A 19,747-nucleotide genomic window follows, 5' to 3' on the forward strand; every position below is an offset into this window, starting at 1 on the left:
CCGGACGTCCCCGGGCAGGCGGGTCCGGCCGGCGGCCACGGTGCTCCCGTGCCGCCCACCGCCCCGCCCCCGGGGCCGGACGTCCCCGGTCAGGTCCCGCCCGTGCCGCCCGCTCCGCCGACGGCGGGCGCCGAACCGCCGTACCCCGGCGGGACAGGCCCCGGGGACCACGGCCACCGGTCGTGACCCCGGCCGGGCCGACGGCCGCCCGGACGACGGCGGACCCCGGGTCCGTGGCGTACGCGGTCCGCGGGCCGCACGGGTGAGTCACCGCGGCGGACGGTCACTGCCGCGGCTCCGTGCGGGGCCTACTGCCCCTGCCGGAGCTGCGGCAGCACCTTCGTGCGGTAGAAGTCGAAGAAGCCCTGCAGGTTCGGGCCGATCTGGTTGACGTAGATGCGGTCGAAGCCCGCGTCCGCGAAGCGCCGCAGCTCCGCCACGTGTTCGTCGACGTCGTCCCCGCACACCCGGCTGTCCCGGACCATGTCCTCGGTCACCAGCTGCTGGGCCTGCTCGAAGTGTTTCGGTGAGGGCAGCACCTGCCCCAGCTCGCCGGGCAGCTGCTCGTTGGCCCAGAGGCGGTGGACGGTGCGCACGCACTCCTCGCGGTCGGTGCCGTAGCAGACCTTGGTGCCGCCGCTCACCGGCTTCCCGCCGCCCCCGCCCTTGCGGTACTGCTCGACCATCGAGGCGTCCGGCATCATCGTGATGTAGCCGTCGCCGACGCGGGCGGCCAGTTTCGTCGCCGCCGGTCCGAAGCCGGAGATGTCGACCGGCACGGGTTCCTCCGGGACGGTGTAGAGGCGGGCGTTCTCCACGGTGTAGTGCGTGCCGTGGTGGTTGACCTCCTCGCCGGAGAACAGCCGCCGCATGATCTGCACGGCCTCCTCCAGCATGTCAAGCCGGATGTGCGCGGGGGGCCAGGCGTCGCCCAGGACGTGCTCGTTGAGGGCCTCGCCGGTGCCGACGCCCAGGCGGAACCGGCCGTCGGACATCACCGCCGCCGTCGCCGCCGCGTGCGCCACGACCGCCGGATGCGTCCGCACCGTCGGACACGTCACCGCCGTGCCCACCGGCAGGGACACCGCCTCCGACAGGGCGCCGATCACCGACCACACGAAGGGGCTCTGCCCCTGCTCGTCGTTCCAGGGGTGGTAGTGGTCGGAGATCCACAGGGACTCGAATCCGGCCTGTTCGGCCATCCGGGCCTGTTCGATCAGCTCCGCCGGACCGTACTGCTCGCACGAGAGGAAATAGCCGTACTCGGGCATGGGGGCGCCTTCCGCGACGGGGGCGGCTCGGGTCCGGTTCCGGGTACCCGGGGCCCCGGGCGGAAACCGGCCCACGTTTGGCCGCGGCGGCCAGGGGGACGCGGAAGTCTCCCGAGGTACGCCGACAGCGCCGGAGGACCAACCGTGAGCCGACCCTCGAGCCGACCCCGCATCCTGATCGTCGGTGCGGGCTTCGCCGGGTACCGCACCGCGCAGACCCTGTCCCGGCTGGCCCGGGGCCGGGCCGAGATCACCCTGCTCAACCCGACCGACTACTTCCTCTACCTCCCGCTGCTGCCGCAGGTCGCGGCGGGCATCCTGGAGCCCCGCCGGGTCACCGTCTCCCTGTCCGGCACGCTGCCGCACGTCCGGCTGGTGCTGGGGGAGGCCGAACGCATCGACCTCGACGGGCGCACGGTGCACTACACGGGGCCGGAGGGCGACGGCGGCAGCCTGTCCTACGACCGGCTGGTGCTGGCCGCCGGCAGCGTCAACAAGCTGCTGCCCATCCCCGGTGTCGCCGAGCACGCCCACGGGTTCCGCGGCCTGCCGGAGGCGCTGTACCTGCGGGACCACGTGACCCGGCAGGTGGAGCTCGCGTCCGCCACCGACGACCCGGCCGAGTGCTCCAGCCGCTGCACCTTCGTCGTGGTCGGCGCCGGCTACACGGGCACCGAAGTCGCCGCGCACGGCAAGCTGTTCACCGACTCCCAGGTCCACAAGCACCCCATGCGCACCGGGATGCGGCCGCGCTGGATGCTGCTGGACATCGCCGACCGGGTCCTGCCCGAACTGGACGAACGGCTCTCCCGCACCGCCGACCGGGTCCTGCGGGAACGCGGGGTGGACGTGCGGATGGGCACCTCCGTCAAGGAGGCGAAACCCGACGGCGTGCTGCTCACCGACGGCGAGTTCGTCGACACCCGGACGCTGGTGTGGTGCGTCGGGGTGCGGCCCGACCCGCTCGCCGAGTCCCTCGGCCTGCCCATGGAACGCGGCCGGCTGCTCGTCGACCCGCACCTCCAGGTGCCGGGACGCCCGGAGGTGTTCGCGTGCGGTGACGCGGCGGCCGTGCCGGACCTGGAGAAGCCGGGGCAGTACACCCCGATGACCGCGCAGCACGCCTGGCGGCAGGGCAAGGTCTGCGCGCAGAACATCGCCGCCTCCCTCGGCGACGGCGAGCGGCGCGCCTACCGGCACAAGGACCTGGGGTTCGTCGTGGACCTGGGCGGTGCCCAGGCCGCGGCCGACCCGCTGGGCGTGCCGCTGTCCGGGCCGGTGGCCGGGCTCGTGACCCGCGGCTACCACCTGGCGGCGATGCCCGGCAACCGGGTGCGGGTGGCCGCCGACTGGCTGCTGGACGCGGTGCTCCCGCGCCAGGCCGTCCAGCTGGGCCTCGTACGGTCCTGGTCGGTGCCGCTGGACACGGCGTCCCCGGAGCTGGCCCGGATGCCCGGCCCGCCGGAACGCGAGCCGTCCGGCGAGGACGCCGGCACCGGGCGGCCCGCCGAGGACGGCGGACCCGAGAAGGACCGGGCCGGTGACGAACCCGCGAAGAACCAGCCCGGTGGCGAGCCGGCGAAGAACCAGCCGGGCGGTGAGCCCGCCAGGAACCAGCCGGGCGGTGAGCCCGCGAAGAACCAGCCCTCGGGGGCGGGCCCGGCCCACGACGCCCCCGGCCCCGTCAAACGCACCGACAACCCCGGCGACCGCGCCGAAGGAGACTCATGAACACCGGTGAACTCACCGAGCTCGGACAGCAGTTGCGTGTGGACAGCGTGCGGGCCGCGGCCGCCGCGGGCTCCGGGCACCCCACGTCCTCGATGTCCGCGGCCGACGTGATGGCCGTGCTGTTCGCCCACCACTTCCGGTACGACTTCGACCGCCCGGGCCACCCCGGCAACGACCGGCTCGTCCTCTCCAAGGGGCATGCCTCCCCGCTGATGTACGCCGCCTACAAGGCGGCCGGCGCCATCGACGACGAGGAACTGCTCACCTTCCGCAAGGCGGGCAGCCGCCTGGAGGGCCATCCCACGCCCCGCCGGCTGCCCTACGTGGAGACGGCCACCGGTTCACTCGGCCAGGGCCTGCCGGTCGGCGTCGGGATCGCGCTGTCCGGGAAGCGGCTCGACCGGGCCGACTACCGGGTCTGGGTGCTGTGCGGGGACAGCGAGATGGCCGAGGGATCGATCTGGGAGGCCGCGGAGCACGCCGGCCACGAGCACCTGGACAACCTCACCGTGATCGTGGACGTCAACCGGCTCGGCCAGCGCGGCCCCACCCGGCACGGCCACGACCTCGCCGCCTACGCCCGCCGCTTCCAGGCCTTCGGCTGGCACACCACCGAGGTGGACGGCCACGACGTGGACGCCCTCGACCGGGCCTTCGGGGAGGCCGCCTCGACCCTGGGCCGGCCGACCGCGATCCTCGCCCGCACCCTCAAGGGCAAGGGCGTCGCGGCGGTCGAGGACCGGGAGGGCCAGCACGGCAAGCCGCTGCCCGAGGCCGACGACGCGATCGCCGAACTGGGCGGCCCCCGCGACCTGCGCGTACGGGTGCCCGAACCGCCCGACACCGGCGCCCCGCACTCCGTGCCCACGGGGGAGGCCACGCTGCCCCGCTGGGAGCGGGGCGAGGAGGTGGCGACCCGGAACGCCTTCGGTGAGGCCCTCACCGCCCTCGGCACCGCGCGCGGCGACGTCGTGGCCCTCGACGGCGAGGTCGGCGACTCCACCCGCGCGGAGTTCTTCGCCAAGGAGCACCCCGAGCGCTACTTCGAGTGCTACATCGCCGAGCAGCAGATGGTGGCCACCGCGGTCGGCATGGCCTCCCGGGGCTGGGTGCCGTACGCGTCCACCTTCGCCGCGTTCCTGACCCGCGCCCACGACTTCATCCGGATGGCGTCGGTCAGCGGCTCCTGCCTGAACCTGGTCGGCTCCCACGCGGGCGTCGCCATCGGGCAGGACGGGCCGAGCCAGATGGGCCTGGAGGACCTGGCGATGATGCGGGCGGTCCACGGTTCGACCGTCCTGTACCCGTGCGACGCCAACCAGACGGCCCGGCTGGTGGCCGCGATGGCGGGCCTCGACGGCATCCGCTACCTGCGCACCTCGCGCGGTGAGAGCGCGGTGATCTACGGGCCGGACGAGGAGTTCCCGGTCGGCGGCAGCAAGGTGCTGCGCGCGTCGGACCGGGACCGGCTCACCCTGGTCGCGGCCGGGGTGACGGTGCCCGAGGCGCTGAGCGCGGCGGACGCGTTGGAGCGGGAGGGCATCGCGGTCCGGGTGATCGACCTGTACTCGCTCAAGCCGGTCGACCGCGACACCCTGCGCCGGGCCGCCGAGGAGACCGGCTGCCTGGTCACCGTGGAGGACCACCATCCGGAGGGCGGGCTCGGCGACGCCGTCGCGGAGGCCTTCGCCGACGGGCGGCCCGTGCCGCGCCTGGTCCGGCTCGCGGTGCGCGACATGCCCGGGTCGGCGTCCCCCGAGGAGCAGCTGCGGGCCGCCGGCATCGACGCCGGGTCGATCGCGGCGGCCGGGCGGCTGCTGGTGGAGGAGGCGATCGTGCCGTGAGCGAGGGCGGGGGCCCGGCGCGCACGGTCCGGGCCGGCCGCCGCAGCGTGCGGATCCGCCGGCCGGACAAGGTGTTCTTCCCCGGCGGGCGGGGCACCCCGGAGTACACCAAGGGCGACCTGGCCGACTACCACCGGGCCGTCGCGCCGTACCTGCTGCCCCACCTGCGGGGCCGCCCGCTGATGCTGGACCGGCGTCCGGACGGCATCGACGGGCCGGCCTTCATGCAGAAGAACACCCCTGAGCACTACCCGGAGTGGATCACCAGGATCGAGGTCGGCAAGGAGGGCGGTACCGTCACGCACACCGTGTGCGACGACACCGCGACGCTGCTCCACCTCGTCGACCAGGCCGCCGTCACCCTGCACCGCTGGCTGTCCCGGGCCGGCCCGTCCCGCTCCCGGCAGGGCAGGGACGGCACCGACCCCCTGGAGCGGCCCGACCGGCTGGTCTTCGACCTGGACCCCTCCGGGGAGGGCCGGGACGCCTTCGAGACGGTGCGGTGGACCGCGCGGGTGCTGGGGGAGCTGCTCGACGAGCTGCGCCTGTCGTCCGCCCTGATGACCACCGGCTCGCGCGGTCTGCACGTGATCGTGCCGCTGGACCGCGGGCAGGACTTCGACGCGGTGCGCGCCTTCGCCCGCGACGTCGCCGACACCCTGGCCGCCGCCCATCCCGACCGCCTCACCACCGCGGCCCGCAAGAAGGACCGCGGGGACCGGCTCTACCTCGACGTCCAGCGCAACGCCTACGCGCAGACCGCGGTCGCCCCCTGGACGGTGCGCGCCCTTCCCGGCGCCCCCGTCGCGGCTCCCGTCCCCTGGGAGCAGCTGGACGACCCGGAGCTGCACGCCCGCCGCTGGACCCTCGCCGACGCCGTCGAGCACGCCCGCACCGACCCCTGGGGCGGGCTGCTGCGCCGCGGACGCGCCCTGGGCCCGGCCCGCCGCAGACTCGACGCCCTGCGCGGCTGACCCGCGGCCCGTCCGGCGGGCTCCGGCCGTGGACGGAACGTGCCCGCCCGGTGACCGGAAACGCCACCCGGGTGTGGCAATCGGGTGAGCCGGTGGAGGTTTGACGAACTGACTTGCGGCCACACGGAGGGGGAGGTGGCCATGTCGAACGAGAACACCGAGGAACCACAGAGTTCCCGCGAAACCCAGGAACCGCAGGAAGACCAGGAGACGCAGGAACCCCGTAAGAAGTCCCCGGCCACGCGGAGAACCCGGAAGACCGGGACGGCCCGGAAATCCGGGGAGTCCGGCGGATCGGGGCGGACCGGAGAGCCGGCCGAGACCAGCACGCAGACCCGGCAGATGGGCCCGATGGAGGTGCTGCGCCAGGCGCGCGGACAGCTGGCGGAGCTCACCGGCCGGGAAGCCGAGTCCGTGTCGTCCTTCGGGCGGACGGAGGAGGGCTGGGCACTGGAGATCGAAGTGCTCGAACTGGAGCGCGTGCCCGACACGATGAGCCTGATGGCGAGCTACCAGGTGGAGCTGGACCACGAGGGTCTGCTCACCGGTTACCGCCGCGTCCGGCGCTACGAGCGAGGACGTTCCGACGCACGCAGGGGCGGCGGCCGCTAGGCCGCCCGACCGGACCCACATACCTACCGAGGAGGACAATCCGCACATGACAGTCGTACCGGCACAGCAATCCGGTGGCGGAGGCGGCAGCAGCGGCCTCTACGACGTACTCGAGCTCGTACTCGACAGGGGGCTCGTCATCGACGCATTCGTGCGCGTGTCCCTGGTCGGCATCGAGATTCTCAAGATCGACGTGCGTGTCGTCGTCGCCAGCGTGGACACCTATCTGCGGTTCGCGGAGGCGTGCAACCGCCTCGACCTGGAGGCCGGGCCCCGCAAGGACCCGGGCCTGCCCGATCTGGTCGGCGAGATGACCGAGTCGGGCGCCCGAGGCAAGTCCAAGGGGGCGCTGTCCGGCGCCGCCGAGACCATCTCGGACGCCTTCAAGCAGGCCCGGGGTGAGTCGGAGGAGGAGACCGAGTCCCGCCCCCGCGCCCGTAAGAGCACCTCCTCGCGCCGGAAGGAGGAGCAGTGAGCACCTACGTCTACGGCATCACGGCGAGCTCGCACCCCGCACTGCCCGAGGGCATGGGCGGCGTCGGCGACCCGTCGCGCCCCGTGCGACTGCTGACGGTGGGCTCCCTGACGGCTGTCGTCAGTGACGCCCCCGAGGGCCTGCGCCCCAAGCGGCGGGAGCTGCTCGCCCACCAGAACGTGCTCAGCGAGACCGGCGCCGCCGGCTGTGTGCTGCCGATGCGCTTCGGCTCGGTGGCCGAGGACGACGAGTCGGTGACGGCGGTGCTCGCGGAGCGGGCCGATCACTACGAGGAGCGCCTGCGCGCCCTGGACGGCCGCGTCGAGTACAACGTCAAGGCCAACCATGTCGAGGAGGCCGTGCTGCACCACGTGATGGCCGGCAATCCGGAGATCCGCGCCCTCGCCGAGGCCAACCGCCAGTCCGGCGGCGGCAGTTACGAGGACAAGATCCACCTGGGCGAGATGGTCGCCGGTGCGGTCCAGGCCCAGGAGGCCGAGGACGGTGCCGCCGTGCAGCGGGCCCTGGAGCCGGCTGCGGACGCGGTCAGCGTGGGTCCGGAGTCCTCCGGCTGGCTCGCCAACGTCTCCTTCCTCGTGAAGCGGGACTCGGCGGAGAACTTCCTGTCCGCCGTGGAGCAGCTGCGCAAGGACATGCCCCACCTGGAGGTGCGGCTGAACGGCCCGCTGCCCCCGTACAGCTTCGTCGAGCCCGGACCGGCCGAACCCGTGGCCAGTACGGCGGGCGGGGCGGACGCCGGAGCGGGGTGACGTCATGGGTCTGATCTCGGAGGTCCTGCTGCTGCCGTTCGCCCCGGTGCGCGGCAGCGGCTGGGCCATCCGGCAGGTGCTCCGGGAAGCGGAGCGCATCTACTACGACCCGGCCACGATCCGTGCGGAACTGGCCCGGCTCGAAGAGCAGTTGGAGGCCGGAGAGATCACCGAGGAGGAGTTCGACCGGCAGGAGGACGAACTCCTCGACCGGCTGGAGACCGCAACGCGCACAGGCGCGGGTACAGGGGACGGGACGGCACCACAATGAATCGAACGGGACTCGGCCTCGCGATAGGGGCCGGCTACCTTCTCGGCCGGACGAAGAAGCTGAAGATGGCGCTCGCCGTCGGCGGACTCGTGGCCGGGAAGAAACTCAACCTCAGCCCGAAGATGGTCGGGGAGCTGGTGTCCCAGCAGCTGCGGAACAACCCGCAGTTCAAGGAGATCGGCGACCAGCTGCGCGGCGATCTGCGCGGGGTCGGCAAGGCCGCCTCCGGCGCGATGATCGAGCGGCAGCTCGACTCCCTCGCCGACCGGCTGCACGGCCGGACCGCGCAGATGCGCGACCAGCTCGCGGGCGGCGGCGCCACGGACCGGGACGAGGACGAGGACGCCCGCGACGAGCGGGACGAGTCCGGGGACGACCTCGACGACGCCGAGGACGCCGAGGACAGGGACGACACCCGCGACGACGAGCCCGCGGACGAGGACGAGGGCGACGAGGAACCGGAGCGGGAGGAACGGGCTCCCGCGCGGGCGAAGAAGTCCGCGCCCGCCAAGAAGGCCGCCAAGAAGGCGCCGGCGAAGAAGGCGCCCGCCAAGAAGGCGGCACCGGCGAAGAAGGCCGCCAAGAAGACCGCCGCCAGGAAGACGTCGGCCGCGGCCCGCGGTACCCGCTCCCGCTCGCGGAAGGGAGGCGGTGAGGGATGAGCGACACACTCGGCTCGGCCACCGGCGCGGGACGCGACGGGGAGAAGCAGAACCCGCTCGCCGACCTCGCCCACAGCGAGGCCGCCGACCGCCTCAAGGCCGAGGTGCAGGAGTACCTCGCGGCGCAGGCCACCCGCCTGCTGACCGGAGTCGGCCACAAGCTCGGGGAGACCACCAACAAGCTGAACGACATCGCCGAGGGCAACAGCCCCGGCTTCGCCCGGCTCGCACTCGACGGAGGCCGCAAGATCGCCGAGGGCAAGAGCCCCCTGCGCAGCGCCGTCGAGGTGGGCGCCTCCCGTGCCAAGGACAACGTCATGGGCGCTCTGAAGGGGCTCGGTGGCGGCGGAGGGAAGAGCAAGCGCAAGCGCTCCGCCGGCAAGAAGCCCACCGTCATCATCGAGCAGATCGACATCGGGGTGCCGCTCCGCACCGCCTACGACCAGTGGACGCAGTACCAGGACTTCAGCACCTTCGCCAAGGGCGTCAAGAGTGCCAACAAGTCCGACGACACCACCTCGGACTGGCAGGCCAAGGTCTGGTGGTCCAACCGCAGCTGGAAGGCGCAGACCACCGAGCAGGTCCCCGACGACCGCATCGCGTGGACCTCGGAGGGAGCCAAGGGCACGACGAAGGGCGTCGTCTCCTTCCACTCCCTCGGCGAGAACCTCACGCGGGTGCTGCTGGTCATCGAGTACTACCCCTCGGGGTTCTTCGAGAAGACCGGCAACATCTGGCGCGCCCAGGGCCGCCGGGCCCGGCTCGACCTGAAGAACTTCGCCCGCTTCATCACCATCAAGGGCGAGGCGGAGGACAGCTGGCGCGGTGAGATCCGCGATGGCGAGGTCGTGCAGAGCCACGAGGACGCGGTCGCCGAGGAGGAGCAGGAGCAGGACGAGACCTCCGGCGACGAGGGCGACGGCGAGGGCGGACCCGAGGACGAGGCGGAGGACGAGGACGAAGCCCGGGACGACGACGAAGCCCGGGACGAGGACGAGCCCGACGGCGCCGACGAGGAGTACGAGGGCGAGCCCGACGACGAGTCCGCGCGGGACGAGGAACCCGAGGACGAGCCGGAGGACGAGCCCGAGGACGAGTACGACGACGAGTACGAGGACGACGAGGAGTACGACGAGCCGGAGGCGGAGGACGCCTACGAGGACGAGGCCGAGGACGAGTACGCCGAGGGCGGGAGCCGGCGATGACCACCCCCCGTCGGGCACCCGACCCGTACTACGGGCAGGGCAGCGGAGCCAATCTGGCCGACATCCTGGAACGGGTGCTCGACAAGGGGATCGTCATCGCGGGTGACATCCGCATCAATCTGCTCGACATCGAGCTGCTCACCATCAAGCTGCGCCTCATCGTGGCCTCCGTCGACAAGGCGAAGGAGATGGGCATCGACTGGTGGGAGACCGACCCGGCACTGTCCTCGCGTGCCCGGCGGGACGAACTGGCCCGGGAGAACGCCGAGTTGCGTGAGCGGCTGGCCCGGCTTGAGGAGCTGGAGCCCCGCCGCGCCGAGGAGGAGGCCCCGTGACCGGACTGCGGTACGTCTACGCCGTCTGCCGGCCGTTCGGCACCCCGCTCCAGGCCCAGCTGACCGGGGTGGCCGGCGCGCCGCCCCGGCTGCTGGGCCACCACGGCCTGGTGGCCGTCGTCAGCCACGTGCCGGAGGCCGACTTCGCCGAGGAACCGCTGCGCGCGCACCTCGAGGACCTGGACTGGCTCACCGCGGTCGCCCGCGCCCATCAGGGCGTCATCGACGCGCTGACCACCGTCACCACCCCCCTGCCGCTGCGTCTGGGCACCGTCTTCCGCGACGACAGCGGCGTCCGCACGATGATGGAGACCCGCGAGGAGGGCTTCCTGGGCACCCTGGACCGGCTGGAGGGCCGGGTGGAGTGGGGCGTCAAGGTGTACGTGGAGGACGAGACGCCGCCGGCGCCGGCCGAGCCCGCGCCGAAGCCCGCCTCGGGCCGGGACTACCTGCGGCAGCGCCGCATGCAGACGAAGTCCCGGGAGGACCGGTGGGGAAAGGCCGAGACCTTCGCGGCCCGGCTGCACGAGTCCCTGCGGGAACACGCCGAGGACTCCCGGCTGCACGCACCGCAGAATCCCACCCTGTCCGGCGCCTCCGGGCGGAATGTGCTCAACGCGGCCTATCTGGTGCCGCGCGCACAGTCCGAGGCATTCGTGGAAAGGGTGGAAAGGACGAAGGACGGTATGCCCGGAATTCGCGTGGAACTCACCGGACCGTGGGCCGCCTATTCGTTCGCCGGTGAGGAATCCACTGTGGGGGAGGGGTCGTGACCGTCGTCGAACACCGGGAGATCGCCCTGGTGGACCTGCTCGACCGGCTGCTGGCCGGCGGGGTCGTCATCACCGGCGACATCACCCTGCGCATCGCGGACGTGGATCTCGTCCGGATCGATCTGAACGCGCTCATCAGCTCGGTCAACGAGAACGTCCCGTCACCCTTCGAGGAGCTGCGTTGACCGGCCCTCCGCACGACGAGCACCATGGCGGGCGGCCGCATCGCGGGCGCCGTCACCGCATGGACCTGGAGCCCGACACGGTCGAGCGGGACCTCGTCAAACTCGTGCTCACCGTCGTGGAGTTGCTGCGCCAGCTGATGGAACGCCAGGCGCTGCGCCGCTTCGACGTCGGGGACCTGACCGAGGAGCAGGAGGAGCGCGTCGGGCTCACCCTGATGCTCCTGGAGGAGCGCATGACGGAACTGCGCGAGCGCTACGGACTGCGGCCCGAGGACCTCAATCTGGACCTCGGGCCGCTGGGACCGCTGCTGCCCCGGGACTGACGCCCCGGGGCACCTCACCGGCGGGTCACCACCGGTACCAGCGGCCCCTGCCTCCGCCCGCCGTGGTGCTGCGCATCACGAATCCCAGCAGCCAGACGACCAGCACCGCCACCGCTATCCACCAAAGAGCCTTTACCGCGAATCCCGCACCGAAAAGGATGAGGGCCAGAAGCAGTACGAGCAGAATCGGAACCATAGTGTCAACCTCCTGACACTCTGATTGCCCCTAATTCTGGTTTCAGGCTTCCTTGCGGCAAAGAATTTCGCCGTGCAGCACACTGAACCATCCGTCGTCCCGGGCGCCCCATTCCCGCCAGGCGTCCGCCACCGCCCGCAGCCCGGCACGGGTGGTGAATCCGCCGTCGACGGCCCGCTCCGCATAGGACGACGCCACGGTGCGGTCCGCCCACAGGCCGCTCCACCACGCCCGCTCGTCCGGCGTCGAGAAGGTCCAGGTGGACGAGGTGGCCCGCACATCGGTCCACCCGGCCGCCAGGGCCCAGGACTTCAGCCGCCGCCCGGCGTCCGGCTCGCCCCCGTTGGCGCGGGCCACCCGGCGGTACAGGTCCCGCCAGTCGTCCAGGCCGGGGGACGCCGGATACCAGGCCATGGCGGCGTAGTCGGAGTCCCGCACGGCGATCAGCCCGCCCGGCCGCGTCACCCGCCGCATCTCCCGCAGGGCACCCACCGGGTCGCCGACGTGCTGGAGCACCTGATGGGCGTGGACCACACAGAACGTGTCGTCGGGGAACCCCAGCGCGTGCACGTCGCCGGCCGTGAAGTCGACAGCGGCCAGGCCCCGCTGACGGGCCGTCGCCCTCGCCTGCGCCAGGATCGCGGGCGCCCGGTCCAGGCCCGTGACATGACCGCCGGGAACCCGCTCCGCCAGGTCGGCGGTGATGGTGCCGGGCCCGCAGCCCACGTCCAGGACCCGCATGCCGGGCTCCAGCGCGCCGAGCAGGTATCCGGCGGAGTTCCCGGCCGTGCGCCAGGTGTGCGACCTGAGGACCGACTCGTGGTGCCCGTGCGTGTAGACGGCGCTCTCCCGCGGTGCGGACATGGTGCCTCCACCCCTCCCGTGTCGTGGTGACGCCCCTCACGCTACGCCGGAACTCCATCATGTGAGACTCATGTCTTGTCATCCGGACGCGATGTCGAGGCGTCCCCGGACCGCCCGGCCGGCCCGTAAAGCGTTTGTCACCCGCCCGCACGCCCCGGACAATCGCCCCCATGGGTCATCTGGAAGCCGCGCACCTGGAGTACTTCCTCCCCGACGGGAGGCCGCTGCTCGGCGACGTCTCCTTCCGCGTCGGGGAGGGCGCCGTCATGGCCCTCGTGGGGCCCAACGGCGCGGGGAAGACGACCCTGCTCCGCCTGCTGGCCGGTGAACTGAAGCCGCACGGCGGATCCGTCACCGTCTCCGGCGGGCTCGGCGTGATGCGCCAGTTCGTCGGCTCCGTGCGGGACGACAGCACCGTCCGCGACCTGCTCGTCTCGGTCGCCACGCCCCGCGTCCGCGAGGCCGCCCGCGCCGTGGACCGGGCCGAACACGCCATCATGACGGTCGACGACGAGGCCGCCCAGCTCGCCTACGCCCAGGCCCTCGCCGACTGGGCGGAGGCCCGCGGCTACGAGGCGGAGACGCTGTGGGACATGTGCACCATGGCGGCGCTCGGCGTGCCCTACGAGAAGGCGCAGTGGCGTCAGGTGCGCACCCTCTCCGGCGGTGAGCAGAAACGCCTCGTGCTGGAGGCCCTGCTGCGCGGCACCGACCAGGTCCTGCTCCTCGACGAGCCCGACAACTACCTCGACGTGCCCGGCAAGCGGTGGCTGGAGGGCCGGCTCGAGGAGACCCGCAAGACCGTGCTGTTCGTGTCCCACGACCGCGAGCTCCTCGCCCGGACCGCCCAGCGCGTCGTCTCCCTGGAACCGAGCCCCACCGGCGCCGACGCCTGGGTGCACGGCGGCGGCTTCGCCACCTACCACGAGGCCCGCCGGGAACGCTTCGCCCGTTTCGAGGAGCTCCGCCGGCGCTGGGACGAGAAGCACGCCCAGCTGAAGAAGCTGGTGCTGAACCTCCGCCAGGCGGCGTCCGTCAGCCCCGACATGGCCTCCCGCTACCAGGCGGCCCAGACCAGGCTGCGCAAGTTCGAGGAGGCCGGCCCGCCGCCGGAGCCGCCGCGCGAGCAGGACATCACCATGCGTCTGAAGGGCGGCCGTACCGGTGTCCGCGCGGTGACCTGCGAACGGCTGGAGCTGACCGGCCTGATGCGGCCCTTCGACCTGGAGGTGTTCTACGGCGAGCGGGTCGCTGTGCTCGGCTCCAACGGCTCCGGCAAGTCGCACTTCCTGCGCCTGCTCGCCGGCGACGACGTCCGCCACACCGGCGACTGGCGGCTCGGCGCCCGCGTCGTCCCCGGGCACTTCGCCCAGACGCACGCCCACCCCGAGCTGGAGGGCCGCACCCTGCTGGACATCCTCTGGAAGGAGCACGCCCAGGACCGGGGGGCCGCCATGTCCCGGCTGCGCCGCTACGAACTCACCGGCCAGGCCGAGCAGACCTTCGACCGGCTCTCCGGCGGCCAGCAGGCCCGCTTCCAGATCCTCCTGCTGGAACTCCAGGGCGTCACCGCCCTGCTCCTCGACGAGCCGACGGACAACCTCGACCTGGAGTCGGCGGAGGCGCTCCAGGAGGGCCTGGAGTCGTTCGAGGGCACGGTCCTGGCCGTCACCCACGACCGCTGGTTCGCCCGCTCCTTCGACCGGTTCCTGGTCTTCGGCAGCGACGGCCGGGTCCGGGAGACCCCGGAACCCGTCTGGGACGAACGCCGGGTGGAACGCGCCCGCTGAGCGGCGCCGGACACGAGGGAGCCCCCGCGGCCCGACGCCCGCGGGGGCTCCTCCTGCTCACCGGGCCCACCGTGCGCACGGTGGGCACCGGTCACTTCCAGCGCAGCAGGGCTCCCAGTCCGCCCACCGGGGCGTCGTCGTCCGCCGCCCGGTCGGGCGTGTCACCGGTGCCGCCGGAGTCCCGGTCCGTGTTCAGGTCGCCCTGCGTGCTGCGGTCCAGATCCGCCCCCACGACCAGCGCGGACGCGTCCGTCATCGCCGCCGACCGGATCAGCGCGTCGTCCGCCCGCGCCGGCCAGGACCGCTGTTCGCCCAGGATCTTCAGATCGGTGCGCCGCACCGCGACCTGGTCGGGGTCCTCACCGATCCACACCTCACGGTGCGCGTCGGGCCCGTCCGGGCGGATCAGCAACTCGTCGATGCGGTGCTCGCGCGCCGCCTCCACCAGCGCGGGGACCCCTTCGACGGCCGCCGCCCGGCCCGCGTCGTCCGGGGCCCGCGCGGCCAGGAACCGTTCCAGTTCCGCCGCCTCCCGCTCCCGGACGTGATCGGTGCGGATGCGCTCCACGTCCTCGTCCAGCAGCCGGGAGCCGCTGCCGTGCGGGGCGTCCACCACCAGCCCGTGCAGCCGCTGCGGCAGCCGCTCGTGCACCGCCCGCCGCTCACGGTCGTCCCCCACCAGGATCAGCAGGTCGGCGCCGGTCTCCTCCTGGCACACGGCGAGCGCGTCGGCGATCTCCGCCGCGTTGTGCTCCCAGGTGTTCTCCACCCGCAGCTGGAAGTGCCGCTCCGACCAGTCGGCGGACGCGGTGCGGTGCACCGGCCACTGGCGCCCGGTGACCCCGCCGGCGTCGTCCCGGCCGAGCACACTGCGCAGCTCGAAGTCCGCGCCCTTGCGGTCGACGTAGGCCACCACCGCCACGGGGTCCTCGCCCAGCAGCTCCAGCAGCGGCGCGACCCGGGGCAGCGGCGCCCACCGCGCCCAGTCACCGCCGTGCGGGGGACGGGCGAGCGGCGCCTCCAGCACCACCTCGCCGTCCCGGGCGAACAGCACCCGGCCGTCCGGTCCGGGGGAGGGCGGCGCGCCGTCGACCGCGTCGAGCACGGCCCGGCACGTCGCCTCGTCCGCACCCTGCTCGGTCAGCTCCCGGGCCATCGCCCGCGCCGTCAGGTGCCGCTGGTGCGCCGTGTCCTCGGAGTGCCGGGAGGTGTCGACGTACACGGAGGCCCAGGGGCCGGGACGTTCGTAGAGTGGGTGCAGAAACGCGAGATCCATGGGGTCCCTCCCGGAAACCGCTCGGGGTAGTGCTTGTGCTGACCGGGCGGGTACCCGGGGACCATGAACGAACACGACGAGCGGGGCACCACGATGACCGGAGTCGAGCCGGACCGCCTGGACGACCAGCAGCTCATGAAGGAGCTGGAGACGATCCACCGCACGCGTCACGACACGCTGCTGTACGGCTCCGACGACGCGCTGCGCACCCACAACGAGCGCATGGCCCAGCTGGAGGGCGAGTACCTGCGCCGCAACCCGCACCGTCCGGTGGCCGCCGGCCGCACCCGCGAGGGCGCCCGCGAACGCACCGGTTCGGACACGGCGACACCGTCCACCCCGGGCACCTGACCCGTCCGGACGGTCACGCCCGCCGGTCTTCCGGTGCGCGCGGGGGGCTTCGGGCATGCCTGCGGGGCCCGCCCGGTGGACGGGCCCCGCAGGCCGTGCAAGGAGGGGGACCTCAGGCGGCTGCCTGCGTCTCCCGCGCGAACACCTCCAGGAACGTCTCGCAGAACGCCTTGAGGTCGTCCGGCTTGCGGCTGGTGACCAGCTTGGCGGGCGCGTGGTCGCAGACCTTCACCTGCTCGTCGACCCAGGTCGCCCCCGCGTTGCGCAGGTCCGTCTGCAGGCTCGGCCAGCTGGTGAGCACCCGGCCGCGCACCACGTCCGCCTCGATCAGGGTCCAGGGCGCGTGACAGATCGCCGCGACCGGACGGCCCTGCTCGAAGAAGTCCCGCACGAACGCGACGGCCTTGTCGTCCATGCGCAGGAAGTCGGGGTTGGCCACTCCGCCCGGCAGGACCAGTCCGCCGAAGGAGTCCGCCGACGTCTCGCCGACCACCTCCTGGACGGGGAACGTGTCCGCCTTGTCGAGATGGTTGAACGCCTGGACGGTGCCGGACTGCGTCGACACCAGCACGGGTTCGTGCCCGGCGTCCACCGCCGCCTGCCAGGGCTCGGTCAGCTCCACCTGCTCGACGCCCTCGGGTGCGGTCAGAAATGCGATACGCATCGTGTGTCCACGTCCTTCCTTCATTCGTTCCGGTCGGGTTCGGCGCGGCTGATGCCGGCGAGCGCGGACCCCGGCTCGCGGTCCTCGGCGAGGTCGCCCAGGCTCACCACTCCCACCGGCAGCCCGTTCTCCACGACCGGGATCCGCCGTACGGTCTGCTCCCGCATCAGCCGGACCGCCGTGGACACGGGGTCGTCGGGGGCCAGGATCAGCGGGTCCGGCGTGCACACCGACGCGGCGCTCACCCCCTGCGGGTCCCGCCCGTCGGCGACCGCCCGGACCGTGATGTCACGGTCGGTGAGCACCCCGACGACCCGTTCGCCGTCGGCCACCACCACGTCGCCGATGTCCTGGGTGCGCATGAGCTGCGCGGCCTCGGCGATCGAGGCGTCCGGGCGCACGGCGACCACGCCCGGAGTCATCACGTCCTTGACACATCGGGTCATGACGTCGGTCTCTTCTCCCCTCCCCGGCGTACCGGGACGGCTGGGCGTTCTTCGTCTCCCGGCGTACCGGGAGAGTCAGGCGTTCTCGGTCTCCCGCGACCGGGTCAGCGCCTCGGCCAGCTCCTGCACGTTGGCGTAGCGGGCCTGCCGCGGCAGGCGCTCCAGGGCCTCGACCAGGGCGTCGGGGGCGTGCCGCCGGGTCAGGGCGCGCATCAGCTCCCGCGGGCCCGCGGGGAACGCCCCCCGGCCCAGGATCCTGGCCAGCTCCAGCCGCACCGACTCCAGCGACGTCGCGCGGCCCGGCGTCACCGGACCGTGCGCCACCTCCGGGTCGTCCTCGGCGGGCGGCTCCGGGTCGTGCCACTCCTCGGCACGGGTCGGGTGGCCCGACCGGAGCAGTCCCTGCAGTTCGTGCTTCATCTCGTCGTCGCGGTGGACGCTGAGCCGGTCACTGCCTCGCTGCATGTCTCCCTCCAGCTCCTACGGGGGTCCGCTCCGCGTACCCGCCGGGCGGGGACCGACACCGGGTTCCGAGCGGTGGATCCACGGGACGCGGTGGACCGGTCGCGGTGGCTCCGGTTTGCTCCCCGCCGTGCGGGAGACCCGGGTGCACGGCCCCCCACGAGCCTCCTGGAGAGGAACGGCCATGGCGGTGCTCGCTGTGCTCATACCGGTGCTCATGCTCGGCATGCTCCTGATGATGGGGCGTTACGAAGACCTCGTGCTGCCGCGCGAGGCGGAACCCCGGCCCGACCCCGAACCGGACGCGGCCACCGCGCCCTGAGACCCTGACGGCCCCCCCCTGACGGCCCGGGCCGTCGGACGGCCGCCCCGACGCCCACACGCCGTCCGATCACGCAGAGTCACCCGGCGTGAGGGGTTTGCGAGGGGTGGGGGCGGGCAGGGGCAGAACAGTGCTTCGGACAGGAGGCACGTCCGTGAGGTGGCATCCCCGCCCCGCGTGCCTGTCCCGAAGACCGGTGCGTGTCTCACGGTGACCGTCCGTCCCCGAGCACTCCGAGGGAGTTGCGACGCACCATGCCGATGCGAGCGAGCACCAAGCCCCACCCCCATAACGACGCCCCCGACACGTCCGCCGCCTTCCGCCGGCTGGCGGACCTCCCGCCGGGCGCGGAGCGTGACGCGCTCCGCGACGAGATCGTCGAGGCGTGGCTCCCCATGGCCGACCGTCTCGCCGGCCGTTTCCGCAGCCGCGGCGAGAGCTACGACGACCTGCGCCAGGTCGCCGCTCTCGGCCTCGTCAAGGCCGTCGACCGGTACGACCCCGCACTCGGCAACGCCTTCGAGAGCTACGCCGTGCCCACCATCACCGGCGAGATCAAGCGGCACTTCCGCGACCACATGTGGACCCTGCACGTCCCGCGCCGGGTGCAGGACCTGCGCAACCGCGTCCGCTACGCCGCACAGGACCTCTCCCAGACCATCCCCGGCCGCCGTCCCACGGTCGCCGAGCTCGCCGAGCACACCCACCTCACCGAGGAGGACGTGCGCACCGGCCAGGAGGCACTGGAGAGCTTCTCCGCGCTGTCGCTGGACGCCGAACTCCCCGGCAGCGACGACGGATACTCCCTCGGGGACGCCCTCGGCGCGCCCGACCCGGCGCTGGACACCGTCGTCGACCGCGAGGCCGTCAAGGACCGGCTGGCCGCCCTGCCCGAGCGCGAGCGGGCGATCCTGTACATGCGGTTCTTCGGCGACATGACCCAGAGCCGCATCGCCGAACAGCTCGGCATCTCCCAGATGCACGTCTCCCGACTGATCAGCCGCTGCTGCGGCCGGGTCCGCGACGAGGTGCTGCACGACGGCGACGACGACTGACGCGCGATCCGCGGGCCGGGATCCGTCCGGCCGGCAGTGACCGGTGGCCGTGGCAGGACGCCACGGCCACCACGCATGTCCGGTCCCCTGCGGGGGCGGTCCTCTTCACCTGACGCGGCACCGTGGGGAGGGGCCCGGGGGCACGCCGCCACGCGGTGGTGACCGCCGGGATTCACCCGGTCGGGCCCCGCGCGTCGCGCGAATGGGGTCCGGCCGCGCGCGGGGCGGCCCCGCGGGCCGGGATCCGTCCGGCCGGCAGTGACCGGTGGCCGTGGCAGGACGCCACGGCCACCACGCATGTCCGGTCCCCTGCGGGGGCGGTCCTCTTCACCTGACGCGGCACCGTGGGGAGGGGCCCGGGGGCACGCCGCCACGCGGTGGTGACCGCCGGGGTTCACCCGGTCGGGCCCCGCGCGTCGCGCGAATGGGGTCCGGCCGCGCGCGGGGCGGCCCCGCGGGCCGGGATCCGTCCGGCCGGCAGTGACCGGTGGCCGTGGCAGGACGCCACGGCCACCACGCATGTCCGGTCCCCTGCGGGGGCGGTCCTCTTCACCTGACGCGGCACCGTGGGGAGGGGCCCGGGGGCACGCCGCCACGCGGTGGTGACCGCCGGGATTCACCCGGTCGGGCCCCGCGCGTCGCGCGAATGGGGTCCGGCCGCGCGCGGGGCGGCCCCGCGGGCCGGGATCCGTCCGGCCGGCAGTGACCGGTGGCCGTGGCAGGACGCCACGGCCACCACGCATGTCCGGTCCCCTGCGGGGGCGGTCCTCTTCACCTGACGCGGCACCGTGGGGAGGGGCCCGGGGGCACGCCGCCACGCGGTGGTGACCGCCGGGGTTCACCCGGTCGGGCCCCGCGCGTCGCGCGAATGGGGTCCGGCCGCGCGCGGG

At 73.3% G+C, this 19,747-nt stretch carries 24 protein-coding genes; 17 read left to right on the forward strand and 7 right to left on the reverse strand.

Features of this window, described 5'->3' with window-relative positions; all coding sequences use genetic code 11:
* Positions 1-308: 308 nt before the first annotated feature.
* A complete protein-coding gene (locus G3I53_RS26935; RefSeq protein ID WP_164337688.1) occupies positions 309-1,271 on the reverse strand; it encodes an LLM class F420-dependent oxidoreductase in 963 nt (320 codons plus the stop codon).
* Between the two features lie 174 nt (positions 1,272-1,445).
* Between G3I53_RS26935 and G3I53_RS26940 the strand changes: the two genes are divergently transcribed.
* From G3I53_RS26940 to G3I53_RS27000, 13 genes are all read left to right on the forward strand, one after another.
* Complete coding sequence (locus G3I53_RS26940) at positions 1,446-3,002, forward strand: NAD(P)/FAD-dependent oxidoreductase (protein WP_164337690.1); 1,557 nt, start codon at positions 1,446-1,448, stop codon at positions 3,000-3,002.
* Positions 2,999-4,846 (forward strand): transketolase, encoded by a 1,848-nt coding sequence (locus G3I53_RS26945; protein WP_164438862.1) that lies wholly within the window; start codon positions 2,999-3,001, stop codon positions 4,844-4,846. Before G3I53_RS26940 ends, G3I53_RS26945 begins: the two co-directional genes overlap by 4 nt.
* Entirely contained in the window at positions 4,843-5,820 is a 978-nt protein-coding gene (ligD, locus tag G3I53_RS26950) for a non-homologous end-joining DNA ligase (RefSeq protein WP_164438863.1), read from the forward strand. Before G3I53_RS26945 ends, ligD begins: the two co-directional genes overlap by 4 nt.
* A 141-nt stretch (positions 5,821-5,961) precedes the next feature.
* Positions 5,962-6,432, forward strand: a complete 471-nt coding sequence (gene gvpO, locus G3I53_RS26955) for a gas vesicle protein GvpO (protein ID WP_164338042.1) — start codon at positions 5,962-5,964, stop codon at positions 6,430-6,432.
* A gap of 46 nt (positions 6,433-6,478) precedes the next feature.
* Positions 6,479-6,907: a gas vesicle structural protein GvpA gene (locus G3I53_RS26960; RefSeq protein ID WP_164338043.1), complete on the forward strand. Its 429-nt coding sequence runs from the start codon at positions 6,479-6,481 to the stop codon at positions 6,905-6,907.
* Positions 6,904-7,677 carry a GvpL/GvpF family gas vesicle protein gene (locus G3I53_RS26965; RefSeq protein ID WP_164338044.1) on the forward strand — a complete coding sequence of 258 codons (774 nt, stop codon included), beginning with the start codon at positions 6,904-6,906 and terminating at the stop codon, positions 7,675-7,677. The genes G3I53_RS26960 and G3I53_RS26965 overlap by 4 nt, the downstream gene beginning before the upstream one ends.
* A gap of 4 nt (positions 7,678-7,681) precedes the next feature.
* The gene (locus G3I53_RS26970) at positions 7,682-7,948 is read left to right on the forward strand and encodes a gas vesicle protein GvpG (RefSeq protein ID WP_164338045.1); all 267 of its coding nucleotides are present in this window, start codon (positions 7,682-7,684) and stop codon (positions 7,946-7,948) included.
* Entirely contained in the window at positions 7,945-8,610 is a 666-nt protein-coding gene (locus G3I53_RS26975) for a DNA primase (RefSeq protein ID WP_164338046.1), read from the forward strand. Before G3I53_RS26970 ends, G3I53_RS26975 begins: the two co-directional genes overlap by 4 nt.
* Positions 8,607-9,815 (forward strand): SRPBCC family protein, encoded by a 1,209-nt coding sequence (locus G3I53_RS26980; RefSeq protein ID WP_164338047.1) that lies wholly within the window; start codon positions 8,607-8,609, stop codon positions 9,813-9,815. Before G3I53_RS26975 ends, G3I53_RS26980 begins: the two co-directional genes overlap by 4 nt.
* Complete coding sequence (locus tag G3I53_RS26985; protein ID WP_164338048.1) at positions 9,812-10,150, forward strand: gas vesicle protein; 339 nt, start codon at positions 9,812-9,814, stop codon at positions 10,148-10,150. The genes G3I53_RS26980 and G3I53_RS26985 overlap by 4 nt, the downstream gene beginning before the upstream one ends.
* Positions 10,147-10,923: a GvpL/GvpF family gas vesicle protein gene (locus tag G3I53_RS26990; protein ID WP_164338049.1), complete on the forward strand. Its 777-nt coding sequence runs from the start codon at positions 10,147-10,149 to the stop codon at positions 10,921-10,923. Before G3I53_RS26985 ends, G3I53_RS26990 begins: the two co-directional genes overlap by 4 nt.
* Positions 10,920-11,108 (forward strand): gas vesicle protein, encoded by a 189-nt coding sequence (locus G3I53_RS26995; protein WP_164338050.1) that lies wholly within the window; start codon positions 10,920-10,922, stop codon positions 11,106-11,108. The genes G3I53_RS26990 and G3I53_RS26995 overlap by 4 nt, the downstream gene beginning before the upstream one ends.
* A 59-nt stretch (positions 11,109-11,167) precedes the next feature.
* Positions 11,168-11,431 (forward strand): gas vesicle protein K, encoded by a 264-nt coding sequence (locus G3I53_RS27000; RefSeq protein WP_164338051.1) that lies wholly within the window; start codon positions 11,168-11,170, stop codon positions 11,429-11,431.
* Between the two features lie 25 nt (positions 11,432-11,456).
* On the opposite strand, the gene G3I53_RS27005 is transcribed toward G3I53_RS27000, so the two are convergent.
* Together G3I53_RS27005 and G3I53_RS27010 are read right to left on the reverse strand one after the other, a co-directional pair.
* Entirely contained in the window at positions 11,457-11,627 is a 171-nt protein-coding gene (locus G3I53_RS27005; RefSeq protein WP_164338052.1) for a hydrophobic protein, read from the reverse strand.
* 42 nt (positions 11,628-11,669) lie between these two features.
* Positions 11,670-12,491: a methyltransferase domain-containing protein gene (locus tag G3I53_RS27010; RefSeq protein ID WP_164338053.1), complete on the reverse strand. Its 822-nt coding sequence runs from the start codon at positions 12,489-12,491 to the stop codon at positions 11,670-11,672.
* A 170-nt stretch (positions 12,492-12,661) separates the two neighbouring features.
* Here G3I53_RS27010 and G3I53_RS27015 point away from each other — a divergent pair, with 170 nt between their 5' ends.
* Positions 12,662-14,281, forward strand: a complete 1,620-nt coding sequence (locus G3I53_RS27015; protein ID WP_164338054.1) for an ATP-binding cassette domain-containing protein — start codon at positions 12,662-12,664, stop codon at positions 14,279-14,281.
* Positions 14,282-14,372: 91 nt separating this feature from the next.
* Here G3I53_RS27015 and G3I53_RS27020 read toward each other — a convergent pair whose 3' ends face one another.
* Positions 14,373-15,557 (reverse strand): Vms1/Ankzf1 family peptidyl-tRNA hydrolase, encoded by a 1,185-nt coding sequence (locus G3I53_RS27020; RefSeq protein ID WP_164338055.1) that lies wholly within the window; start codon positions 15,555-15,557, stop codon positions 14,373-14,375.
* 63 nt (positions 15,558-15,620) lie between these two features.
* On the opposite strand from G3I53_RS27020, the gene G3I53_RS27025 reads away from it, so the two are divergent.
* Complete coding sequence (locus tag G3I53_RS27025) at positions 15,621-15,908, forward strand: DUF6158 family protein (protein WP_164338056.1); 288 nt, start codon at positions 15,621-15,623, stop codon at positions 15,906-15,908.
* 112 nt (positions 15,909-16,020) lie between these two features.
* Here the strand turns inward: G3I53_RS27025 and G3I53_RS27030 are convergent, their stop codons facing one another.
* From G3I53_RS27030 to G3I53_RS27040, 3 genes are all read right to left on the reverse strand, one after another.
* Entirely contained in the window at positions 16,021-16,572 is a 552-nt protein-coding gene (locus tag G3I53_RS27030) for a type 1 glutamine amidotransferase domain-containing protein (protein ID WP_164338057.1), read from the reverse strand.
* 20 nt (positions 16,573-16,592) lie between these two features.
* Positions 16,593-17,018, reverse strand: coding sequence for a CBS domain-containing protein (locus G3I53_RS27035; protein ID WP_164338058.1), 426 nt, complete (start codon positions 17,016-17,018; stop codon positions 16,593-16,595).
* A gap of 75 nt (positions 17,019-17,093) precedes the next feature.
* A complete protein-coding gene (locus tag G3I53_RS27040) occupies positions 17,094-17,483 on the reverse strand; it encodes a DUF2795 domain-containing protein (protein ID WP_164338059.1) in 390 nt (129 codons plus the stop codon).
* A 181-nt stretch (positions 17,484-17,664) separates the two neighbouring features.
* On the opposite strand from G3I53_RS27040, the gene G3I53_RS33460 reads away from it, so the two are divergent.
* Both G3I53_RS33460 and G3I53_RS27045 read left to right on the forward strand, forming a co-directional pair.
* A complete protein-coding gene (locus G3I53_RS33460; RefSeq protein ID WP_203592533.1) occupies positions 17,665-17,802 on the forward strand; it encodes a hypothetical protein in 138 nt (45 codons plus the stop codon).
* Between the two features lie 254 nt (positions 17,803-18,056).
* Entirely contained in the window at positions 18,057-18,857 is an 801-nt protein-coding gene (locus G3I53_RS27045; protein ID WP_164338060.1) for an RNA polymerase sigma factor SigF, read from the forward strand.
* Positions 18,858-19,747: the final 890 nt, after the last annotated feature.

It is taken from the genome of Streptomyces sp. SID14436 (assembly GCF_010548465.1).
Lineage (GTDB): Bacteria > Actinomycetota > Actinomycetes > Streptomycetales > Streptomycetaceae > Streptomyces.

Excerpts from the sequence above, each read along its gene's own strand:
- G3I53_RS26970 (WP_164338045.1), top strand. The coding sequence starts at position 7,682 with ATGGGTCTGATCTCGGAGGTCCTGCTGCTGCCGTTCGCCCCGGTGCGC.
- G3I53_RS27040 (WP_164338059.1), bottom strand. The coding sequence starts at position 17,483 with ATGCAGCGAGGCAGTGACCGGCTCAGCGTCCACCGCGACGACGAGATG.
- G3I53_RS26980 (WP_164338047.1), top strand. The coding sequence starts at position 8,607 with ATGAGCGACACACTCGGCTCGGCCACCGGCGCGGGACGCGACGGGGAG.
- G3I53_RS27045 (WP_164338060.1), top strand. The coding sequence starts at position 18,057 with ATGCCGATGCGAGCGAGCACCAAGCCCCACCCCCATAACGACGCCCCC.
- G3I53_RS33460 (WP_203592533.1), top strand. The coding sequence starts at position 17,665 with ATGGCGGTGCTCGCTGTGCTCATACCGGTGCTCATGCTCGGCATGCTC.
- G3I53_RS27030 (WP_164338057.1), bottom strand. The coding sequence starts at position 16,572 with ATGCGTATCGCATTTCTGACCGCACCCGAGGGCGTCGAGCAGGTGGAG.
- G3I53_RS27020 (WP_164338055.1), bottom strand. The coding sequence starts at position 15,557 with ATGGATCTCGCGTTTCTGCACCCACTCTACGAACGTCCCGGCCCCTGG.
- G3I53_RS26985 (WP_164338048.1), top strand. The coding sequence starts at position 9,812 with ATGACCACCCCCCGTCGGGCACCCGACCCGTACTACGGGCAGGGCAGC.
- G3I53_RS27025 (WP_164338056.1), top strand. The coding sequence starts at position 15,621 with ATGAACGAACACGACGAGCGGGGCACCACGATGACCGGAGTCGAGCCG.
- G3I53_RS27000 (WP_164338051.1), top strand. The coding sequence starts at position 11,168 with ATGGACCTGGAGCCCGACACGGTCGAGCGGGACCTCGTCAAACTCGTG.
- G3I53_RS27010 (WP_164338053.1), bottom strand. The coding sequence starts at position 12,491 with ATGTCCGCACCGCGGGAGAGCGCCGTCTACACGCACGGGCACCACGAG.
- G3I53_RS26975 (WP_164338046.1), top strand. The coding sequence starts at position 7,945 with ATGAATCGAACGGGACTCGGCCTCGCGATAGGGGCCGGCTACCTTCTC.
- G3I53_RS26945 (WP_164438862.1), top strand. The coding sequence starts at position 2,999 with ATGAACACCGGTGAACTCACCGAGCTCGGACAGCAGTTGCGTGTGGAC.
- G3I53_RS26935 (WP_164337688.1), bottom strand. The coding sequence starts at position 1,271 with ATGCCCGAGTACGGCTATTTCCTCTCGTGCGAGCAGTACGGTCCGGCG.
- gvpO (WP_164338042.1), top strand. The coding sequence starts at position 5,962 with ATGTCGAACGAGAACACCGAGGAACCACAGAGTTCCCGCGAAACCCAG.
- G3I53_RS27005 (WP_164338052.1), bottom strand. The coding sequence starts at position 11,627 with ATGGTTCCGATTCTGCTCGTACTGCTTCTGGCCCTCATCCTTTTCGGT.
- G3I53_RS27035 (WP_164338058.1), bottom strand. The coding sequence starts at position 17,018 with ATGACCCGATGTGTCAAGGACGTGATGACTCCGGGCGTGGTCGCCGTG.
- G3I53_RS27015 (WP_164338054.1), top strand. The coding sequence starts at position 12,662 with ATGGGTCATCTGGAAGCCGCGCACCTGGAGTACTTCCTCCCCGACGGG.
- G3I53_RS26960 (WP_164338043.1), top strand. The coding sequence starts at position 6,479 with ATGACAGTCGTACCGGCACAGCAATCCGGTGGCGGAGGCGGCAGCAGC.